This is a genomic window from Streptomyces sp. NBC_01463 (assembly GCA_036227345.1).
Classification (GTDB): domain Bacteria; phylum Actinomycetota; class Actinomycetes; order Streptomycetales; family Streptomycetaceae; genus Streptomyces.
This window is the reverse complement of sequence record CP109468.1, coordinates 2,577,600-2,597,318: the sequence shown is the minus strand read 5'-3', so window position 1 is coordinate 2,597,318 and position 19,719 is coordinate 2,577,600. Positions and strand designations below refer to the sequence as shown.

Genomic DNA, 19,719 nt, shown 5'->3' with positions numbered 1-19,719 from the left:
TTCTGTCAGGCTCCACCAGGAAACCGGGCAGGAGACTGTACAGAGTCGACGGCAGGATTTTCTTGGTCGGGTTCGTAGGGTCGATACATGACCGTTGTGGACGAAACCCAGGGCGAGCCGAGCGACACCCGTGGCCGTGTGGCGGAACTGCTGGCACTGCGCGAGCAGGCCCGGCGCGGGCCGAGTGACCGGGCGACCGAGGCGCAGCACGCCAAGGGCAAGCTGACGGCGCGCGAGCGCATCGAGCTGCTCCTGGACGAGGGTTCGTTCAAGGAGGTCGAGCAGCTCCGCAGGCACCGCGCCACGGGCTTCGGCCTGGAGGAGAAGAAGCCCTACACCGACGGTGTCATCACCGGCTGGGGCACCGTCGAGGGCCGGACGGTCTTCGTCTACGCACACGACTTCCGGATCTTCGGCGGCGCGCTGGGCGAGGCCCACGCCACGAAGATCCACAAGATCATGGACATGGCCATCTCGGCCGGTGCCCCGCTGGTCTCGCTGAACGACGGCGCCGGCGCCCGTATCCAGGAGGGCGTCTCGGCGCTCGCCGGCTACGGCGGCATCTTCCAGCGCAACACCCGCGCCTCCGGTGTCATCCCGCAGATCAGCGTGATGCTCGGCCCGTGCGCGGGCGGCGCCGCCTACAGCCCGGCGCTCACCGACTTCGTCTTCATGGTCCGTGAGACCTCGCAGATGTTCATCACCGGACCGGACGTCGTCAAGGCGGTCACCGGCGAGGAGATCACGCAGAACGGCCTCGGCGGCGCCGATGTGCACGCCGAGACCTCGGGCGTCGCGCACTTCGCGTACGACGACGAGGAGACCTGCATCGCCGAGGTCCGCTACCTGATCGGGATGCTGCCCTCGAACAACCGGGAGAACCCGCCCACCGTGGCGAGCGACGACCCGGCCGACCGCCGCGGCGACGTCCTGCTGGACCTGGTCCCCGCCGACGGCAACCGTCCGTACGACATGCACAAGGTCATCGAGGAGCTCGTCGACGACGGCGACTTCCTGGAGATCCACGAGCGCTGGGCCCGCAACATCATCTGCGCGCTGGCCCGCCTGGACGGCCAGGTCGTCGGCATCGTGGCCAACCAGCCGCAGGCCCTGGCGGGCGTCCTGGACATCGAGGCGAGCGAGAAGGCCGCCCGCTTCGTCCAGATGTGTGACGCGTTCAACATTCCCATCGTCACTCTTCTGGACGTACCCGGCTTCCTGCCCGGCGTCGATCAGGAGCACGGTGGAATCATCCGGCACGGAGCGAAGCTGCTCTACGCCTACTGCAACGCGACGGTCCCGAGGATCTCCCTGATCCTGCGCAAGGCCTACGGCGGCGCCTACATCGTCATGGACAGCCAGTCCATCGGTGCGGACCTCACCTACGCCTGGCCGACGAACGAGATCGCGGTGATGGGCGCCGAAGGTGCCGCCAACGTCATCTTCCGCCGGCAGATCGCCGACGCCGAGGACCCGGAGGCCATGCGGACCCGCATGGTCAAGGAGTACAAGGCCGAACTGATGCACCCGTACTACGCCGCCGAGCGCGGCCTGGTCGACGACGTCATCGACCCTGCCGAGACCCGCGAGGTCCTGATCGCCTCGCTGGCGATGCTCCGCTCCAAGCACGCCGACCTGCCGTCCCGCAAGCACGGCAACCCCCCGCAGTAGTCCGCGGCCCCGCAGCAACCCTGCAAGGCCCCCGCGAAGACCTGCCGAGAAGACGGAGAGACACCCATGAGCACTGCCGCCGAGTCCGTGCTGCGCGTCGAGAAGGGTCTTGCCGACCCCGAGGAGCTGGCCGCCATAACCGCGGTCCTGCTCGCCCGCGCCGCCGCCCAGCCGACCGACGCCCCCGCCCACCGAGGCCGCGACACCGCCGGCTGGCGACGCCTGGAGCGCACCCCGGGCTTCCGTGCCCCCCACAGCTGGCAGGGCTGACGTCCAAGCCCCACAGATGCGGCCACACCGATGCGGTGTGGCCGCATCGTGCTGTTGCAGGCCCAGCCACTTCGATCAAGGCCTGCGCCGGCCGAAATCGAGCCCGTCCGGCGATTGAGGACGAAGCACGGCCGAAGGCCGGGCGCCCCAGACGAAAGGCCCCGCACTCCCAACAGGGAGTGCGGGGCCTTTCGTCTGGGGCGCCCGGCAGGGCCCTACCGCAGGCGGGCCATCAGCGCGTGCTCCACCAACGTGATCAGCGCACTCTTCGCATCCGCCCGGTGCCGCGCGTCCGTCGTCAGGATCGGGGTGTCGGGTCCGATCTGGAGGGCTTCGCGGACTTCGTCGGGGGTGTAGGGCTGGTGTCCGTCGAAGCCGTTGAGGGCGATGACGAACGGCAGTCCGCTGTTCTCGAAGTAGTCGACGGCGGGGAAGCAGTCGGCGAGGCGCCGGGTGTCGACCAGGACGACGGCGCCGATGGCGCCGCGTACGAGGTCGTCCCACATGAACCAGAAGCGGTCCTGTCCGGGTGTACCGAAGAGGTACAGGATCAGGTCCTGGTCCAGGGTGATGCGGCCGAAGTCCATGGCCACCGTCGTGGTGGTCTTGTCCCCGGTGTGCGTCAGGTCGTCGATGCCCGCGGAGGCGGACGTCATCACGGCTTCGGTACGCAGCGGATTGATCTCCGAAACGGCACCGACAAACGTGGTCTTACCCACGCCGAAGCCCCCTGCCACCACGATCTTCGCCGAGGTAGTGGAGCGGGCCGCTCCGCCGCTAGAGCTTGCGAAGTCCACTGAGCACCCTTTCGAGCAGTGTCACATCTGGCTGGCCGCCGGCGGACTCGTCGCCGCCGGGCTGGTGGATAGCGACGAGTCCGGCCTCAGCCAGGTCGGCTACGAGGATCCGGGCAACGCCGAGGGGGATCGAGAGCAGGGCCGAGATCTCGGCCACCGACTTGATCTCGATGCACAGCCGGCAGATCCGCTGGTGCTCGGGCAACTGCCCTTGCAGCCGGGACGGATCGGCCGTCGTACTGACCAACGCCTCAATGGCGAGTTGGTAGCGCGGTCGGGTCCGTCCACCTGTCATGGCGTACGGACGGACCAGCGGATTGTGAGCGGCGGGCGCGGCCGGCTCGGGGGCCCGCCGCGGCTGCACCGGCTGAATGCGGGGCGGCTGCTGCGGGGAGTCGTACCGGTGCGGGCGCTGCGGCCGGTTCGGCTGCTGCGGCTGCTGCGGCCAGTCCGAGCCCCGGACGTGCTGCGGCGGCTGCGGCTGCTGTGGCTGCCGATACGGCTGGTAAGGCTGCTGCGCGCCCTGTCTGCCGGGTGTGGAGGGGAACCCGTAACCATGGTCCCCGTGCTCACCCGGTACCTGCTGACCACCGTTGAACTGGTGCCCGCCTGGGGGTGTACCCACGATTCCTCCTCCGCCTGCCGGTCCCGATCCCAGTGGGTCCGCGCCACCGCACCTTATGGCGCGGTGACGCGAAACGCACTGTCTGTCTACTAGTTAAGAAGACTTCCCTGAAGCTCGGCACGGAGGTCCGGGGTGAGGACACTGCCGGCACGGTCGACAAGAAGGGCCATTTCGTACCCAACCAGACCGATATCGGCGTCCGGGTGTGCGAGAACGGCCAACGAAGATCCATCGGAAACGGACATGATGAAGAGGAATCCTCGCTCCATCTCCACAACCGTCTGATTAACGGCGCCGCCCTCGAAGATCCGCGAGGCACCCGCGGTCAGCGAGGTCAGACCGGAGGCGACAGCCGCCAGCTGGTCGGCGCGGTCACGCGGAAATCCCTCGGACATCGCCAGCAGGAGTCCGTCGGCGGAGACCACCACCGTGTGCGACACCCCAGGGGTGTTGTCCACGAAGTTGGTGATCAACCAGTTCAGATTCTGCGCCGCCTGGCTCATCGGGCTCACACTAACGCTCCTGGTTGTAGGTATTACTGGTGTCCGAACCCGCGTTACGTCCCCGCAGCACGCCACGTCGCAGGTTGCTCAACCTGCCACGCACGTCCTCCGGGGCGCGGGAGACCTGGGGGCCGCCCTGCTGGGTCTGTTCGGCCGTGCCCTCGACCAGGTTGGCCTTGGGCACGCGCCGGGGAAGACCGGAGGGGGTGACCCCGCCCGCCTTCGGCTCCCGGAGCTTCTCGGCCCGCTCCCAGCGCTCGTCGTTCGCCGAGCGCCAGTCCTCGGTGCCCTCGGTTCCGCCGGTGCCGTCGGCGTCCCGCTGCGCGGGCGTCGGCTGCTGCGGCGGTTCCTGCTGCTCCTGCTGCTGCGGGGCCGCGGGCCGCTCGTTCCCGCGGCCGGTGGGCTGCCAGTGCTGCTGGCCGCCGCGGCGGGGCAGACCGGCGTTGGTCAGCTCGTGGCCGGAGTTCGGGACGGGTCCCGAATGGTCGAAGCCTACGCGTTCGCGGGGTTCCGCGGGTGCGCTCGGACGAGATTCCGGTTCGGCCTGCGCCACCGGTTCGAACGCGCCCTGGTACGTGCCCTGATCAGCCCACTCTGCCTGCTGGGGCTGGGCGGCGTACTGCTCGTCATAGGCCGGCCCGGACGCCTCGGGCGTCCCGTAAGCCGCCTCCGGATAACCGTTCTGGCCGTTGTCGTAGCCGGTCTGCCCGGCATAGCCGGTGTCACCGCGGTACGGGTCGTAGGTGCCTTCGTACGAGGGCTGCTCGTACGTCTGCTCCTGCGGGGCACCCTGCTGCGGTTCCTGGGCGTACTGCTCCGGAGCGTAGGACGTCTCGCCGTACCCGGCCTCGGCGTAGGGCTGCTGCTCCTGCTGCTGCGGGAACGGCGGGCGCTCGCCGCCGGTCTGCGCCTCCAGCGCGGCCCGGCGCTCCTCACGCATCAGCGAGCGGCCCACCGGGTCCAGCTGCGGGCCGTCCGCGGACGGGTCCTCGTAGCGGGAGTCGTCGAAGCCGAGCTCCGCCGCCGTACGCAGCTGCGGCTGCTGCGGCACCGGCTCGAAGGCCTGCTGCTGCTGCGGAATGATCGAGGAGACGGTGAAGTCGTCCTGGGCGGGGGCGTCGCCGCCACCGCCGTGGGTGATCGCGTCCGGCAGCATGACCAGGGAGGTGGTCCCGGCCTGCTCGCCCGAGGGGCGCAGCTGGACCCGGATGCCGTGCCGGTCGGCGAGGCGGCCGACCACGAACAGGCCCATGCGCTGCGAGACCGCGGCGTCCACCGTCGGCGGGTTGGCCAGCTTGTGGTTGATGTCGGCGAAGTCCTCGGCGGTGAGGCCGATGCCCTTGTCGTGGATCTCGATCATCACGCGGCTGTCGGGCAGCCGGGTCGCGGTGACCCGCACCTTGGTCTGCGGCGAGGAGAACGTGGTGGCGTTCTCCAGCAGCTCGGCCAGCAGGTGCACGAGGTCGGTGACGGACTGGCCGTGGATCTCGGTCTCCGGGACACCGGAGAGCTCGATGCGCTCGTAGGACTCCACCTCGGAGGAGGCGGCCCGCAGCACGTCCACCAGCGGCACCGGCTGGTTCCAGCGGCGGCCGGGCTCCTCGCCGGCGAGGACCAGGAGGTTCTCGCCGTTGCGGCGCATACGCGTCGCCAGGTGGTCCAGCCGGAAGAGGCTCTCCAGCTGGTCCGGGTCGGCCTCGTTGTTCTCCAGGTCGGTGATGAGGGTCAGCTGGCCCTCGATGAGCGACTGGTTGCGGCGCGAGAGGTTGGTGAAGATCGCGTTGACGTTGCCCCGCAGCATGGCCTGCTCGGCCGCGAGCCGGACCGCCTCGCGGTGCACCTGGTCGAAGGCGCGGGCGACCTCGCCGATCTCGTCCTGGCTGTTGATCGGGATCGGCTGGACGCGGGTGTCGACCCGGCCCGGGTCGGTCCGCGAGAGCTGGTCGACGAGCGAGGGCAGCCGCTGCTCGGCGATGGAGAAGGCGGCCGTACGGAGCCGGCGCATCGAGCGGCTCATCTGGCGGGCCACCAGACCGGCCAGCACGAAGGCGGCCAGCAGGGCGATGATCACGATCGCCGCGTTGACGATGGCGTCGGTCCGGGCGCTGGAGGAGATCTCCGCGGCCTCGGTCACCGCCTTGTCGACGAGCTCGTCCTCGACCGTGGTGTAACCGTCGAACTTCGCGGTGGCGGCGGCCGTCCAGGTCTCGGGGGTGATCCCCTTCGCCTTCAGCGCACTGGGGTTCTGGCCCTGGCCGATCTCCTGGGCCATGCCGTCGTAGACGGAGCCGTCGACGGTGGGCGGCGTCACGAACGGCACACCGGCCGCGTCGGCCTGCTCCTTGGCGGTCTTGAGCTTGGCGGCGCCCTCGGCGGCCTTGCCGGCCATGACCTGCTTCAGCCGGGCGGCGTCGGCCTCGGTGCCACCGGAGACGAACTCACCGAGGGCGATCTGCTCCAGGTAGTTGTACGAGCCGAAGGCCTTGACCTGGTCGTTGAACTTGCCGTTCTCCTGGCTGGGCCGCACCAGGAGGTGCATGCCGATGGAGCGCTGAAGCGATTCTGCAGCCTTGGCCAGCTCGATCGCGTAGACGGTACGGCCGTAGCTGGTGATGTTCCCGGTGCCGAGGCCGAGTTCGTTGCAGAACTCCATGAGGGAGTGCTGGACCTGGGTGTAGCCCTCTTCGGTCTTCACCGGGTCCATAGCGGCGGTGTAGGCGGCCTTGCGCAGCTGCGGGAGCTTGGGCTCCTCCAGCTTGAACAGCTTGAGGCGGCGCTCCAGGCCCTGCTTGGACGGCATGTCCTGCACGGCCGCGTCGAACTTCTTCGCCGCCGCGTCGGTGGTCGCCCGGACCTGCGTGACGACCTCGTCGTCGCGCTTGTTGGACAGCAGCGGCTGGGCGCTGAGGTCGCGCTCGTTGAGCAGTGCCTGTCCGTACTCGGCGGCCGCACGCACGATCAGCGCGGTCTTCTCGGCGCTCTGGGCTTCCTGCCAGGTGTCGACGGAACCCTTCACCTGGAATCCGCCCATGACCAGGCCGACGAGCACCGGGATCAGGAGGATCGCGTTCAGCCGGGTGGCCACCCGCCAGTTGCGCGGGGACAGCCGGCTGGTACTGCCACCGGCCGGTATCCCTTCGGACACCTCGGCGGACGGCGCCGCGGTGCGCGGCGGCGGGGTGAAGTTGCCCCGCTCCGTCTGCCCCGTGGAGCCCTCGCTGTTACGCCTCACTCGACCAACAACCTCTCGGCGTCGGCACCTACGTTGTGCCGTGTTTGTTCAGGGCCGTACTACTCGGGAGTTCGTCGAATTGCAGCACGGCTACCGGCCGCCTTCCAAACAGTCGGAATGGGCGATTCCGAGTGGCGCAGACCTCAGATAAAACGGGCATAAAGAACGAGCCCCGCCAAAAGGCGGGGCTCATGTGAGCACAGTGGTACCGATCGTGTGCATCGGGTGCTGACCGTGGGGCAATTCTCTTTCGAAACGTTATGAATACGGGGGTGGATCGTGTCAAAGGACACAGTCCACCCCCGTGTGACTACTGTAATTGCCGTATGGCAATACCGACTTGTGCCTACTTGAGCCGCGCCATCAACGCGTGCTCCACCAGCGTGATCAGGCCGCTCTTGGCGTCACCGCGATGCCGGGCATCGGTGGTGATGATCGGGGTGTCGGGTCCGATCTGGAGGGCTTCGCGGACTTCGTCGGGGGTGTAGGGCTGGTGTCCGTCGAAGCCGTTGAGGGCGATGACGAACGGCAGTCCGCTGTTCTCGAAGTAGTCGACGGCGGGGAAGCAGTCGGCGAGGCGCCGGGTGTCGACCAGGACGACGGCGCCGATGGCGCCGCGTACGAGGTCGTCCCACATGAACCAGAAGCGGTCCTGTCCGGGTGTACCGAAGAGGTACAGGATCAGGTCCTGGTCCAGGGTGATGCGGCCGAAGTCCATGGCCACCGTCGTGGTGGTCTTGCCGCCGGTGTGCGTCAGGTCGTCGATGCCCGCGGAGGCGGACGTCATCACGGCTTCGGTACGCAGCGGATTGATCTCCGAAACGGCACCGACAAACGTGGTCTTGCCCACGCCGAATCCGCCCGCCACCACGATCTTCGCCGACGTGGTGGCCCGGGCCGCACCGCCACTAGAGCTTGCGAAGTCCACTGAGCACCCTTTCGAGCAGTGTCACATCCGGCGCGCCGCCGGCCTCTCCATTGCCCGGCTGGTGGATGGCCACCATGCCGGCTTCCGCCAGGTCCGCGACGAGGATCCGGGCCACACCGAGCGGCATCGACAGCAGGGCCGACACCTCCGCCACCGACTTGACCTCACGGCAGAGGTGGCAGATCCGCTGGTGCTCGGGGAGCAGGGTCCCCAGGTGCGCGGGGTCGGCCGTGGTGCTGACCAGCGCCTCTATCGCTAGTTGGTAGCGCGGTCGGGTCCGGCCGCCGGTCATGGCGTACGGACGGACCAGCGGCTGGTCGCCTTCACCTTCGTACGACGCGTGGTTCAACGCGCCGTACGGATCGGGTGAGGCGGGTGGCGGGGTCATGAATCCTCCGGGCGTGACAGCAGGGTGTCGGCTTGCCGTCTGAAGGGGCCGGTGGGGGGCTGTAAGCGGCCGGACGGGCGAGTGATGAGTGCGGTCTTGCTAATCGTCTGTGTCACCGGTTCACGGCCGCCTAATGGAGCAGGCTGCCCTGGAGCTCGGCGCGGAGGTCCGGGGTGAGGACGGTTCCCGCCCGGTCCACCAGCAGCGCCATTTCGTACCCGACCAGACCGATGTCGGCGTCCGGATGGGCCAGCACGGCCAGCGAGGAGCCGTCCGAGATGGACATCAGGAAGAGGAACCCGCGTTCCATCTCCACCACGGTCTGGCTGACGGCGCCGCCCTCGAAGATCCGGGAGGCACCCGCGGTCAGCGAGGTCAGACCGGAGGCGACGGCCGCCAGCTGGTCGGCGCGGTCGCGCGGGAAACCTTCGGACATCGCCAGCAGCAGGCCGTCTGCGGAGACCACCACCGTGTGCGACACCCCGGGGGTGTTGTCCACGAAGTTGGTGATCAACCAGTTCAGATTCTGCGCGGCCTGACTCATCGGGCTCAACTAACGCTCCTGCTGGTGAGTGGGGCCGATAGGGAAACTGCCGGTCGACGGGCCGTTGTTGGCCTGACGTCCCTGCTGGATGCCCCGGCGGAGATTGGTCAGTCGCCCGCGCACATCATCGGGCGCACGCGACACCTGGGGACCGGACTGGTGGTTCTGCTGCTGGGCGGTGCCCGGCACCAGATTGGCACGCGGGACCCGGCGAGGCAGACCGGACGTGGTTATTCCGCCTGCTGCGGGCTTCTTCACCCGCTCCGCCTGCCGGACGAGTTCGTCGTTCGGCGAGGCGCGCCAGGAGCTCGTGACGCCGTTGGTGTCACCGGCACCGCGCTGCGGTGCGGCGGGAGCGGGACGCTCCTCGGCGGGCTGCTGGGGGAAGGCAGGTGCCTGCGGTGCGGCGGGCGGCTGCTGGCCACCCTGCTGCGGTCCGTGGAACCAGTTCGTCTCCAGCGTGTCGTACAGCGGGGTGCGGCCGTCACCCGGACCGGCCGGCGGCAGCTCGGACTGCGGCTGCTGCGGCTGCTGCGGCAGGGCGGGGCGGTACTCCCCGCCGGGGGCCGGCGCGACGGGCGGACGCGGAGCACCGAAGTCCCCGTTCTCACGGTCGCGCTGGCGCGGGGCGGGCTGCCCCTGCGCGGGCTGACCGAAGTCCGGGCGGGCGAACTGCGCGGTGCTCGCCGGGTCCGGCGCCTGCTGCTGCGGCACCGGCCGCTGCTGCGGCGGCGGCCCCGAGAAGTCCGGGCGGGCGAACTCGGCGGTGGAGCCGGGCCCCTGCTGGTTGTCCATCGGCTGACGCGGGCTGAGCGGCGGCGGGTTCAGCGGACGCTGGAACTGTCCGGTGGACTCGGGCTCCTCGTGACCGCGGGGCGCGTCGAGCGGGGAGCGCCGCGGTGCGGGCGGCTCCTCGTTCGAACCCCAGCTGGTGGTCTGCGGGCGCTGCGGCTGGGGGTTGCCACCGGGAAGCTCCGCACGCGGACCGCCGACCGGAGGCAGCTGCCGGCTGTTCTGGCCGGGCTGCTGGAAACCGCCCTGGCCGGGCTGCTGGAAACCGCCCTGGCCGGGCTGCTGGAAACCGCCCTGGCCGGGCTGCTGGAAACCGCCCTGGCCACCCTGGTTCTGGTTCTGCTGCTGGGGCTGCGGGGCCTGCCGTCCGGGACCGTTCTGCTCCGGGCGCTTCTGGTCGAACAGGCTCGGCTGACCCGAGTCCGTACGCCCGCCGTCACCCTGGCCGCGGGCACCCAGCCGGGCACCGCCGCCGAAGGCGCCGGAGAGGCCGCCGCCCTGACGCGGCGGCTCGGGGCGCGAGGCGTCCGGCTGCCGGCCCTGCGGACCGTCGGCCGGGAACCCGGGGCTCTGGAACGCGGAGTTCTGCTGGCCGTTCTGCTGACCCGGCTGACCGGGCTGGCCCTGCTGGTTCTGGGGCCGGCCGGCGCCGCCGTCGCGGGCCGGCAGGGCCGCCCGCGGACCGGAACCCGCACCGACCTGGCCACGCGTGGCACCGGGACCGGCGGCGAGCCGCCCGGCCGGGGCCGAGGACGCGCTGTCGAGACCGGGACGGGGCGCGTTGCCGCCGGCCAGGAGCCCGCCGGGGGCGGGGGTCTGCTGACCCGGGGCCTGCTTGGGGATCGGCTGCTTGCCGCCGTGCGCGACGTCGACCGGGAGCATGACCAGCGCGGTCGTGCCACCGGAGTCGGACGGGCGCAGCTGGATGCGGATGCCGTGACGCAGGGACAGCCGGCCGACCACGAACAGACCCATGCGGCGGGAGACCGAGACGTCCACGGTGGGCGGCGAGGCGAGCCGCTCGTTGATCGCCGCGAGGTCCTCGGGGGAGAGGCCGATGCCGGTGTCGTGGATCTCGACCAGCACCCGGCCGTCGGGCAGCGCGTGACCGGTGACCCGGACCTTCGTCTGCGGCGAGGAGAACGACGTGGCGTTCTCCAGCAGCTCGGCGAGGAGGTGCACGAGGTCGTTGACGACCCGGCCGGCGACCTCGGTCGCGGGCACCGCGGCCAGTTCGATGCGCTCGTACTGCTCCACCTCGGACGCGGCGGCACGGAGCACGTCGACCAGCGGCACCGGACGGGTCCACCGGCGGCCCGGCTCCTCGCCCGCGAGGACGAGGAGGTTCTCGCCGTTACGGCGCATACGGGTCGCGAGGTGGTCGAGCTTGAAGAGCGAGGACAGCTGGTCCGGGTCGGCCTCGCGCGACTCCAGCTCGGAGATGAGTGAGAGCTGACGCTGGATGAGGCCCTGCGAACGGCGCGAGAGGTTGGTGAACATCGCGTTGACGTTGCCCCGGAGGAGGGCCTGCTCGGCGGCGAGACGGACGGCCTCGCGGTGCACGTCGTCGAAGGCCGCGGCCACCTTGCCGATCTCGTCACGGGAGTGCACACCGACCGACTCGACGGAGGTGTCCACATCCTGCGGGTCGGCCTCGGACAGCTGCTTGACGAGCTCGGGCAGCCGGTCCTGGGCGACGCGCGTGGCCGTGTCCTGCAGCCGGCGCAGCGAGCGGATCATGGACCGGGCGACGACGAAGGCGCCGACCAGCGAGACACCGAGCACGAGCAGGATCAGCGCACCGGAGATGATCGCCTCGCGCTGGGACTCGTCGCGCAGTTCGCGCGCCTTGCCCTCCATGTCGCTGAGGAGCGTCTCCTCGATCTGCTTCATGGCCTGGATCTTGGTGGAGTCCTGGTCGTACCAGTCCATGTACGAACGGCGGGCGCCGGGACCGGCCATGCCGTTCGCGTTGTCGAGCACCTTCTTGGCGTAGGTGTCGGCGGCCTTGATCTCGGGCTGGCCCTCGTCGAGCGTGGAGGTCAGCTCGTCGGCGCTCTTGCCCGTGGTGGTGTAGATCGCCTCGAAGGAGCGGCGGGCCGCGTCCTCCTTGCGCTGGGCCGCCAGACCGAACTGCTGGTCGTTGCGGTCGAGGTGGGGCTGCTTGTCGTTGCCGCCCGGCAGCGCGGCGGCGATGATCGCGCGCTGGACCGAGGCGTACTCCTTGGCGGAGGAGAAGGCCGCCAGGGCACGGGTCCGCTTGATCATCTCCGGGCTGCTGGTCGCCTGCGCCATGTCCTGGGAGAGGCTCAGCAGCGAGGTGATCAGCTGGCTGTAGGCGTCGACGGTCTGGAGACTCGGACTGTCCTTCGCGTACGCCTGCTTGCGGATGTCGCGGATGGAGCCGAGCTGCGAGGCGATCTGCTGGATGCTGGAGTGGATGCTCTCCAGCGCCTCGTCACCGGTGGTGTCACCGATGTCGTTCGTCGCGTTGAAGAACGCCTTCTTCGCACGGTCGGTCTTCTTCCGCGGCTCCGTGACCTTGAAGTCGTCCGCCGGCACGCCGTTGGACAGCGGTCCCGCCGACCGGTCGCGCTCCTCCTGGAGCGCCTGGGCCAGCGAGGTCGCCTGCTTCGTCATCCGGGTCAGCAGCTGCATGTGCTCCAGCTGCTGGATGTCGTTCATGGAGTCATTGATACGGAGACCACCCAGCGTGGTCGCGGCGACCACGGGGAGGGCGAGCAGGGAGACCAGGCGCGTGCTGATGCGCCAGTTGCGGAGAGCTACCCGGGAGCCGGTGTTGACCGGGCCCCGTGGCTTGAGCGCGGACACCGGATCGGACCCACCGCCCGTCGCCGGGCCGGGCCGCCGCTCGCGGTCGCTGTTGTCGCCGGCCGCGGCCGGTCCGGGGTTCTGGGCGTGCTGGGGCGAGGAACCGCGGTCGGTCCCGCCGCGCGGCTCCTGTTCCGCCGCAGCGCTGCCATCCCTCTTGAAACGTCCCTGCACTAGCGTCGCAACCTCTGGACCAGGCGTTCTTCCGTCATGGACGGATGAACGGTGTCGGCGTCGTGGGGCGTTGTACCGCCCCATGGTGGTCGTGAGTGACCGGCGCTCTTCCCCTTCCCGCCGCCACTCGGCGCTGCGTTGCGCCCCTGCGCGCCGGCTTGAAACCCGCGGCGGTGCGTGGAATTCCAGCACAGTGGCGGATCTCCAACAAGGGCCAGGTACCGGGCTGTGACCTGCGTGACACGTTGTGATGGAGGGGTAACAAGCCGTGGAGACCCTTCCCTGACATAACGGACGATCACGGGTGAATCAGATGGGGGTGGAGGGTGTCCCAGTCGACATGATCAGGAGCGGAATGGTGGATTCAGGGATGCAATGACCGTTTCGTCCACCCACGCGAGCCGCCCGAATTGGAGTAATTGTCGGCTGCTTCGTGAGCAAACTCACATGATGATCGCCGTCTCTTCACGACCTTCGGAGGGAATTGGATGTTTAGCCTGACGCTTTACAGGGATGGCAGAACCGACAACCGGCGCCCCCGTGAGTGGCGCCCCTACCGACAGGGTCCGTACGGCAGATGAAGACGACGATGATGTTCCGCAACATTGCCAACCCCCGGCGCACCACGCTGGCGCACCTCAAGGACGCCGAAGCGCTGCGGACGCCGGAGCAGCCGGAGCACGCAGTCGCCCTGCCGACGCAGACGGCCAACCCGCGCCGCACCATCCTCATGACGGCCCCCGCGGCCGTCACCGCCGCCGCGGAGTAATCCGCGCAGCGTCACCCCTCACCCGCGCCAGCGCCTCGCCCGGCGAGGTTTGCCCCGTCGCGCCGCCCGGCACACGCGCTCGCGGCGTTGCCGAAACGCCCACGTGGCTCCGCCACGAGGACGCTCCGGCGCCTTGCGATCGCACGCACCGGACGGCGCTCCTAACGGGGCAAACCTCGCCGGGCGAGGCGCTAGCCTGGAGCATCAGTCTTCAGCCACCCAGCAAGTGAGGGGCGACAGCTTCCCGTGCGCATCGCCAGGTTCTCCATCGACGGCAATGTCGCCTTCGGCGCCGTCGAGGGCGACGGGCCCGATGGTCTCGTCCTCGACATCATCAAGGGCATCCCGTACGCCGACTTCGAGCTCTCCGGGACCAAGGTCCCGCTGAGCAAGGTCCGGCTGCTGCCGCCCGTGCTCCCCAACAAGGTCGTGGCCATCGGCCGCAACTACGCGGAGCACGCCGCGGAACTCGGCAACGAGGTCCCCGACGTCCCGGTCGCCTTCTTCAAGCCCACCACCTCGGTGATCGGCTCCGGCGACGCCATCGAGTACCCCTCCTTCTCCGAAGAGGTGCACCACGAGGCCGAGCTGGCCGTGGTCATCGGCCGGATGTGCCGCGAAGTGCCGCGGGAGCGGGTCAAGGACGTCATCTTCGGCTACACCTGCGCCAACGACGTGACCGCCCGCGACGCCCAGAAGCGCGAGAAGCAGTGGGCCCGGGCCAAGGGCTTCGACACCTCGTGCCCGCTCGGCCCCTGGGTGGAGACCGACCTCGACCCCGCCGACCTCGCCATCCAGGCCACGGTCAATGGCGAGCAACGGCAACTCGGCCGGACGAGCGAAATGATCCGCTCGATCGAGGACCTGGTCGTCCACATCACGGAAGCCATGACGCTGCTCCCGGGCGATGTGATCCTCACCGGTACTCCCGCAGGGGTCGGACCCCTCCATGTCGGCGACGAGGTCGCCGTCACCATCGAAGGCATCGGCACTCTCACCAACAAGGTGATCAAGCGTGGCTAACACCGACGTACGCGTACGTTTCTGTCCCTCCCCGACCGGCAACCCCCACGTGGGCCTGGTCCGGACAGCCCTCTTCAACTGGGCCTTCGCCCGACACCACCAGGGCACCCTGGTCTTCCGCATCGAGGACACCGACGCGGCGCGCGACTCCGAGGAGTCGTACGAGCAGCTCCTCGGCGCGATGCGCTGGCTCGGCCTCGACTGGGACGAGGGCCCCGAGACCGGCGGCCCGCACGCCCCGTACCGCCAGTCGCAGCGCATGGACCTCTACAAGGACGTCGCCGAGAAGCTCCTCGCCGCCGGCCACGCGTACCCCTGCTACTGCACCACCGAGGAGCTCGACGCCCGCCGCGACGCCGCCCGCGCCGCAGGCAAGGCGTCCGGGTACGACGGCCACTGCCGCGACCTGAGCGCGGAGCAGAAGGCGGCGTACGAGGCCGAGGGCCGCACCTCCATCGTCCGCTTCCGGATGCCCGACGAGGCCATCACCTTCACCGACCTGGTCCGCGGCGACATCACCGTCCAGCCGGAGAACGTGCCGGACTACGGCATCGTCCGCGCCAACGGCGCCCCGCTCTACACGCTGGTCAACCCGGTCGACGACGCGCTGATGGAGATCACCCACGTCCTGCGCGGCGAGGACCTGCTCTCCTCCACCCCGCGCCAGATCGCGCTGTACCGGGCGCTGATCGAGCTGGGCATCGCCAAGCAGACCCCCGCGTTCGGCCACCTGCCGTACGTCATGGGCGAGGGCAACAAGAAGCTCTCCAAGCGCGACCCGCAGGCCTCGCTCAACCTCTACCGCGAGCGCGGCTTCCTGCCGGAGGGGCTGCTCAACTACCTCTCGCTGCTCGGCTGGTCGATCGCCGAGGACCGCGACATCTTCGACATCGACGAGATGGTCGCCGCGTTCGACATCAAGGACGTCAACGCCAACCCGGCCCGCTTCGACCTCAAGAAGTGTGAGCACGTCAACGCCGAGCACATCCGCCGGCTCGACGTGAAGACCTTCACCGAGGCCTGCGGCCCGTGGCTGAAGGCGCCGTTCGCCCCCTGGGCCCCGGAGGCCTTCGACGCGGACCTGTTCGCGGCGATCGCCCCGCACGCCCAGACGCGCGTCACGGTCCTCTCCGAGATCACGGCCAACGTCGACTTCCTCTTCCTCGACGAGCCGGCGACCGACGAGGCGTCCTGGGCCAAGGCCATGAAGGAGGGCTCCGACGCCCTGCTCGTCACGGCCCGCGCCAAGCTGGCCGACGCCGAGTGGAACGCGGACGCCCTGAAGACCGCCATCCTCACCGCCGGTGAGGAGCACGGCCTCAAGCTCGGCAAGGCCCAGGCCCCGGTCCGCGTCGCCGTCACCGGCCGCACGATCGGCCTGCCGCTCTTCGAGTCCCTGGAGATCCTCGGCCGCGAGAAGACGCTGGCCCGGGTGGACGCGGCACTGGCGAAGCTGGCGGCGCAGCGGTCGTAACCGCCGTACACGCGCGGAGGGGCCCGGCAGCCGCACACAGCGGCTGCCGGGCCCCTCCGCGTGGGGTGGGGCGCGGGTAGAGTCGGATCATGCCGATCAGGGCCGTCCTCTGGGACATCGACGACACGCTCTTCGACTACACGAGCGCCGCCGCCGCCGGAATGACCCGGCACCTCGCGGCGGAGGGCCTGCCCGGGGGGTACGCATCGGCGGACGAGGCCCTCGACGCCTGGCAGCGGCTCACCCGGGAGCACTGGGCGCGGTTCGCCGCCGGTGAGACCGACTGGCAGGGCCAGCGCCGGGACCGGGCCAGGGACTTCCTCGGCCGCCCGCTGGACGACGCCGAGGCGGATGCCTGGTTCGACCGGCACATCGCCCACTACGAAGCGTCCTGGGCACTCTTCCCGGACACCGTTCCCGTGCTCGACGCCCTGGCCGGGACCCACCGGCACGGCGTGCTGTCCAATTCCGCCCTCGAACAGCAGCACCACAAACTGACCGTGCTCGGTGTGCGCGACCGCTTCGAGACCCTCCTGTGCGCTGCGGAGCTGGGCATCTCCAAGCCCGCCCCCGAGGCCTTCCACGCCGCCTGCGAGGCGCTGGACCTGCCGCCCGCGGAGGTCGTGTACGTGGGGGACGAACCCGACATCGACGCCCGGGGTGCGGTGTCCGCCGGTCTCGCGGGTGTCTGGCTCGACCGCCGCGGCCGGGGCGGACGGCCCGAACTCGTCCGGATCACGGCCCTCGACCAGCTTCCCGGCCTGCTGGCGGGCAATACCCGTTTTGGAGCGCCGGACACCTTCAGGTAATGTTCTTCCTGCGCCGCCCGAGCGGGACGAAAGATCCGGACGGGAAGCGCAGACAGGGACAAGGCCCCAAGGGGTTGCGTTTCAGTGGGCTATGGTGTAATTGGCAACACTACGGTTTCTGGTACCGTCATTCTAGGTTCGAGTCCTGGTAGCCCAGCGCAAGACAGCAAGACCAGCAAGTTGCAGGAACAAGCCCCCGTTGTGTAGCGGCCTAGCACGCTGCCCTCTCACGGCAGTAGCGCCGGTTCGAATCCGGTCGGGGGTACAGATCCTTCCCGCGAGAACATCTGGGTCGCACCCACGTTCTTGATGCAGGATCGCTAGGGCCCCCGTTGTGTAGCGGCCTAGCACGCTGCCCTCTCACGGCAGTAGCGCCGGTTCGAATCCGGTCGGGGGTACTTGTAACACCATGGGCTATGGTGTAATTGGCAACACTACGGTTTCTGGTACCGTCATTCTAGGTTCGAGTCCTGGTAGCCCAGCGCAAGACCAGCAAGTCGCAGTATCCAAGCCCCCGTTGTGTAGCGGCCTAGCACGCTGCCCTCTCACGGCAGTAGCGCCGGTTCAAATCCGGTCGGGGGTACAACAGAGCATCAGGCGAAGGCCCTTCACTCCGGTGAGGGGCCTTCTGCTGTGTGTGCGCGGGGCGTTGGGACCCGGGTGGCCGCCTGAGTCCGCGCGCCGCGCTCACAGGCCGTACCGCCTGGCCGACTCCTCCTCCTGGGCCAGCCGTCGCAGGGCGGTGAGCACCGGTTCGTACAGCACCGCGGAGGCGACCGCCATCTCCACCTGTTCCGACTGTGTGGGGTACGTCTCCATCATGTCCAGGTCGCGGGCCGCCGCCTCGTGCATGAGGCGGGCGTGGTCCGCCAGATAGTCGTCCCGGAACGGGTAGCCGAGCCGGATCAGGGTCGCCAGGGACGCCACCAGCGACCGGTGGGAGGGGGAGAGGGGGCCGATCTCCCGGGCGGTCGTCCAGCCCAGCCGGTCCAGCAGGCGGTCCACCTCCGCGGTGGCGGCCGCCGTCTCCGGGGCCTCCGGGTCCGCGTCCGGGCCGTGCGGCAGCGACCAGAGGGCCGCGCCCAGCCGGATCGTCCGGCCGAGGGACTCGTCGTCGGCGTGGCTCAGCACCTCCCGGGCCGTGGCCACCGGGAGCCGGCCCACCTGGAGCAGGGCCCGGACCAGTCGCAGCCGGCGCACATGGCTCTCGTCGTACTCGGCCTGCGTCGCGCTCACCCGCTGCCCCGGCGCCAACAGCCCCTCGCGCAGGTAGTACTTGATCGTCGCCGTGCTGACGCCGCTCTGCTCGCTCAGTTCCGAGAGTCGCATTCCGCCCCTTCCCTTGCGCCGCCCGCCGGGCGGTGCCACGATCCAACCATTGGATAGTTCCACTCTCCAACAAGGTGCCAGGGGGCCCGCATGTTTGCGAAACCGATTCCGGGACGGACGACCGCCGCGGCCGAGGGTGATGTGGTGGTCCTGCTGATCGGCATGCGCATCAACCACTTCCGGGGAGTGCACCACTGGCTTCCCGTGCTTCTCGCGATGCCGCGCATGCTCCGGGAGTTGAGGCGGGACAGGAGCAGGGGCCTGCTCGGCTGCACCCTGCTGTCCGGGTCGCCCAGGACCTACTACGTCGTCCAGTACTGGGAGTCGAAGGAGAAGCTGTACGCGTACGCCGCCGCGCCCGACATGTTCCACCGCAGGGCGTGGGCGATGATCAACCGCAAGGAGAAGAAGTCCCGGCAGCACGTGGGGCTGTGGCACGAGACCTATGTGGTGCCCGAGGGCGGCTACGAGTCCATCTACGCCGACATGCCGTTGTACGGACTGGCCGCGGCGACCGGTTCGCTGCCGATCGAGGGGCGGGGCCGCCGTGCGGCGGACCGTTTCGCACATCGCTCGTCGGCCGGTTGAGGCCCTGAGGGGCGGGCGCGGAGGGGCCGGAGAAGGAGAAGGGGCCGCCACGACGCTGGGGCGGCTGCTGGGGGAAGCGGGACGGGCGCCGGTTCAGCCCGTGCGGCGCAGCGCCTCGCTCAGCCGGGCGGCCGAGTCGATGATCGCCTGGGCGTGCATCCGGCCCGGGTGGCGGGTCAGCCGCTCGATCGGCCCGGAGACCGAGACCGCCGCGACGACCCGGTTCGAGGGGCCGCGCACCGGAGCGGAGACCGAGGCCACGCCCGGTTCGCGCTCACCGATCGACTGGGCCCAGCCCCGACGCCGTACGCCGGAGAGCGCCGTCGCCGTGAAGCGGGCGCCCTGGAGGCCGCGGTGCAGACGCTCCGGCTCCTCCCAGGCCATCAGGATCTGGGCGGAGGATCCCGCCTTCATGGTGAGCGTGGAGCCGACCGGCACGGTGTCCCGCAGTCCGGACAGCCGCTCCGCCGCCGCCACGCAGATCCGCATGTCGCCCTGCCGGCGGTAGAGCTGGGCGCTCTCGCCGGTGATGTCGCGGAGGTGGGTGAGCACCGGTCCCGCCGTGGCGAGCAGCCGGTCCTCGCCCGCCGCCGCGGCGAGCTCCGACAGGCGGGGGCCGAGAATGAAACGGCCCTGCATGTCCCTCGCCACCATGCGGTGGTGTTCCAGTGCCACGGCCAGTCGATGGGCCGTGGGTCGTGCGAGCCCGGTCGCCGCTACCAGCCCGGCGAGGGTGGCAGGCCCGGACTCCAGGGCGCTCAATACCAGAGCTGCCTTGTCGAGAACGCCGACGCCGCTAGAGTTGTCCATACGACGATACTCGCGTCTCACTCTGTGAAACGCAAGTTCAATTTTCCGGGGAAGTTGCGAACCTGTAGGGGCGGCCGCACAACGGCCCGTAGCCACCGCCCCGTACGGGGGTCCGGACGGGGGCGCACCGAATCTCTAGTTGGGCCGGCGAAGACGCCGGC

General features: G+C 69.8%; 17 protein-coding genes and 5 tRNA genes. 12 read left to right on the top strand and 10 right to left on the bottom strand.

Annotated elements, in window-relative coordinates; genetic code table 11:
- Nucleotides 1-87 precede the first annotated feature (87 nt).
- Nucleotides 88-1,671, top strand: a complete 1,584-nt coding sequence (locus OG521_11270) for an acyl-CoA carboxylase subunit beta (protein WUW21331.1) — start codon at nt 88-90, stop codon at nt 1,669-1,671.
- 66 nt (nt 1,672-1,737) lie between these two features.
- Nucleotides 1,738-1,941: an acyl-CoA carboxylase subunit epsilon gene (locus OG521_11265; GenBank protein ID WUW21330.1), complete on the top strand. Its 204-nt coding sequence runs from the start codon at nt 1,738-1,740 to the stop codon at nt 1,939-1,941.
- 215 nt (nt 1,942-2,156) lie between these two features.
- On the opposite strand, the gene OG521_11260 is transcribed toward OG521_11265, so the two are convergent.
- The 8 genes from OG521_11260 to OG521_11225 form a co-directional block, all read right to left on the bottom strand.
- Nucleotides 2,157-2,738 carry an ATP/GTP-binding protein gene (locus tag OG521_11260; GenBank protein WUW21329.1) on the bottom strand — a complete coding sequence of 194 codons (582 nt, stop codon included), beginning with the start codon at nt 2,736-2,738 and terminating at the stop codon, nt 2,157-2,159.
- Entirely contained in the window at nt 2,719-3,363 is a 645-nt protein-coding gene (locus tag OG521_11255) for a DUF742 domain-containing protein (GenBank protein ID WUW21328.1), read from the bottom strand. The genes OG521_11260 and OG521_11255 overlap by 20 nt, the downstream gene beginning before the upstream one ends.
- An 89-nt stretch (nt 3,364-3,452) precedes the next feature.
- Nucleotides 3,453-3,866, bottom strand: coding sequence for a roadblock/LC7 domain-containing protein (locus OG521_11250; protein WUW21327.1), 414 nt, complete (start codon nt 3,864-3,866; stop codon nt 3,453-3,455).
- A gap of 10 nt (nt 3,867-3,876) precedes the next feature.
- Nucleotides 3,877-7,098, bottom strand: coding sequence for a nitrate- and nitrite sensing domain-containing protein (locus tag OG521_11245; GenBank protein ID WUW21326.1), 3,222 nt, complete (start codon nt 7,096-7,098; stop codon nt 3,877-3,879).
- 346 nt (nt 7,099-7,444) lie between these two features.
- A complete protein-coding gene (locus OG521_11240; GenBank protein ID WUW21325.1) occupies nt 7,445-8,026 on the bottom strand; it encodes an ATP/GTP-binding protein in 582 nt (193 codons plus the stop codon).
- A complete protein-coding gene (locus OG521_11235) occupies nt 8,007-8,414 on the bottom strand; it encodes a DUF742 domain-containing protein (GenBank protein ID WUW21324.1) in 408 nt (135 codons plus the stop codon). Before OG521_11235 ends, OG521_11240 begins: the two co-directional genes overlap by 20 nt.
- 130 nt (nt 8,415-8,544) lie before the next feature.
- Nucleotides 8,545-8,958, bottom strand: a complete 414-nt coding sequence (locus OG521_11230) for a roadblock/LC7 domain-containing protein (GenBank protein ID WUW26645.1) — start codon at nt 8,956-8,958, stop codon at nt 8,545-8,547.
- A gap of 9 nt (nt 8,959-8,967) precedes the next feature.
- Entirely contained in the window at nt 8,968-12,756 is a 3,789-nt protein-coding gene (locus tag OG521_11225; GenBank protein WUW21323.1) for a nitrate- and nitrite sensing domain-containing protein, read from the bottom strand.
- A 577-nt stretch (nt 12,757-13,333) separates the two neighbouring features.
- On the opposite strand from OG521_11225, the gene OG521_11220 reads away from it, so the two are divergent.
- The 9 genes from OG521_11220 (at nt 13,334) to OG521_11180 (ending at nt 17,414) form a co-directional block, all read left to right on the top strand.
- On the top strand, nt 13,334-13,525 hold the full coding sequence (locus OG521_11220) for a hypothetical protein (GenBank protein ID WUW21322.1): 192 nt from the start codon (nt 13,334-13,336) through the stop codon (nt 13,523-13,525).
- Nucleotides 13,526-13,771: 246 nt separating this feature from the next.
- Nucleotides 13,772-14,548: a fumarylacetoacetate hydrolase family protein gene (locus OG521_11215; GenBank protein WUW21321.1), complete on the top strand. Its 777-nt coding sequence runs from the start codon at nt 13,772-13,774 to the stop codon at nt 14,546-14,548.
- Nucleotides 14,541-16,022 (top strand): glutamate--tRNA ligase, encoded by a 1,482-nt coding sequence (gltX, locus tag OG521_11210; protein WUW21320.1) that lies wholly within the window; start codon nt 14,541-14,543, stop codon nt 16,020-16,022. Before OG521_11215 ends, gltX begins: the two co-directional genes overlap by 8 nt.
- Nucleotides 16,023-16,111: 89 nt before the next feature.
- Complete coding sequence (locus tag OG521_11205; GenBank protein ID WUW21319.1) at nt 16,112-16,831, top strand: HAD family hydrolase; 720 nt, start codon at nt 16,112-16,114, stop codon at nt 16,829-16,831.
- An 85-nt stretch (nt 16,832-16,916) separates the two neighbouring features.
- Nucleotides 16,917-16,988, top strand: a tRNA-Gln gene (locus OG521_11200).
- Between the two features lie 35 nt (nt 16,989-17,023).
- Nucleotides 17,024-17,096: transfer RNA gene (locus OG521_11195), tRNA-Glu, on the top strand.
- 60 nt (nt 17,097-17,156) lie between these two features.
- A tRNA-Glu gene (locus tag OG521_11190) sits at nt 17,157-17,229 on the top strand.
- Nucleotides 17,230-17,241: 12 nt separating this feature from the next.
- A tRNA-Gln gene (locus tag OG521_11185) sits at nt 17,242-17,313 on the top strand.
- Between the two features lie 28 nt (nt 17,314-17,341).
- Nucleotides 17,342-17,414 (top strand) — tRNA-Glu (locus OG521_11180).
- 104 nt (nt 17,415-17,518) lie between these two features.
- On the opposite strand, the gene OG521_11175 is transcribed toward OG521_11180, so the two are convergent.
- On the bottom strand, nt 17,519-18,160 hold the full coding sequence (locus OG521_11175) for a MerR family transcriptional regulator (GenBank protein ID WUW21318.1): 642 nt from the start codon (nt 18,158-18,160) through the stop codon (nt 17,519-17,521).
- A 90-nt stretch (nt 18,161-18,250) separates the two neighbouring features.
- Between OG521_11175 and OG521_11170 the strand changes: the two genes are divergently transcribed.
- Nucleotides 18,251-18,748, top strand: a complete 498-nt coding sequence (locus OG521_11170) for a DUF4188 domain-containing protein (protein WUW21317.1) — start codon at nt 18,251-18,253, stop codon at nt 18,746-18,748.
- 93 nt (nt 18,749-18,841) lie between these two features.
- On the opposite strand, the gene ndgR is transcribed toward OG521_11170, so the two are convergent.
- A complete protein-coding gene (ndgR, locus tag OG521_11165) occupies nt 18,842-19,558 on the bottom strand; it encodes an IclR family transcriptional regulator NdgR (protein ID WUW21316.1) in 717 nt (238 codons plus the stop codon).
- Nucleotides 19,559-19,719 lie beyond the last annotated feature (161 nt).

Bases quoted from the DNA above. Each gene is read 5' to 3' on its own strand.
- OG521_11270 (WUW21331.1), top strand. From the start codon at position 88: ATGACCGTTGTGGACGAAACCCAGGGCGAGCCGAGCGACACCCGTGGC.
- OG521_11265 (WUW21330.1), top strand. From the start codon at position 1,738: ATGAGCACTGCCGCCGAGTCCGTGCTGCGCGTCGAGAAGGGTCTTGCC.
- OG521_11250 (WUW21327.1), bottom strand. From the start codon at position 3,866: ATGAGCCAGGCGGCGCAGAATCTGAACTGGTTGATCACCAACTTCGTG.
- OG521_11235 (WUW21324.1), bottom strand. From the start codon at position 8,414: ATGACCCCGCCACCCGCCTCACCCGATCCGTACGGCGCGTTGAACCAC.
- OG521_11230 (WUW26645.1), bottom strand. From the start codon at position 8,958: ATGAGTCAGGCCGCGCAGAATCTGAACTGGTTGATCACCAACTTCGTG.
- OG521_11220 (WUW21322.1), top strand. From the start codon at position 13,334: ATGAAGACGACGATGATGTTCCGCAACATTGCCAACCCCCGGCGCACC.
- OG521_11205 (WUW21319.1), top strand. From the start codon at position 16,112: ATGCCGATCAGGGCCGTCCTCTGGGACATCGACGACACGCTCTTCGAC.
- OG521_11175 (WUW21318.1), bottom strand. From the start codon at position 18,160: ATGCGACTCTCGGAACTGAGCGAGCAGAGCGGCGTCAGCACGGCGACG.
- OG521_11170 (WUW21317.1), top strand. From the start codon at position 18,251: ATGTTTGCGAAACCGATTCCGGGACGGACGACCGCCGCGGCCGAGGGT.
- ndgR (WUW21316.1), bottom strand. From the start codon at position 19,558: ATGGACAACTCTAGCGGCGTCGGCGTTCTCGACAAGGCAGCTCTGGTA.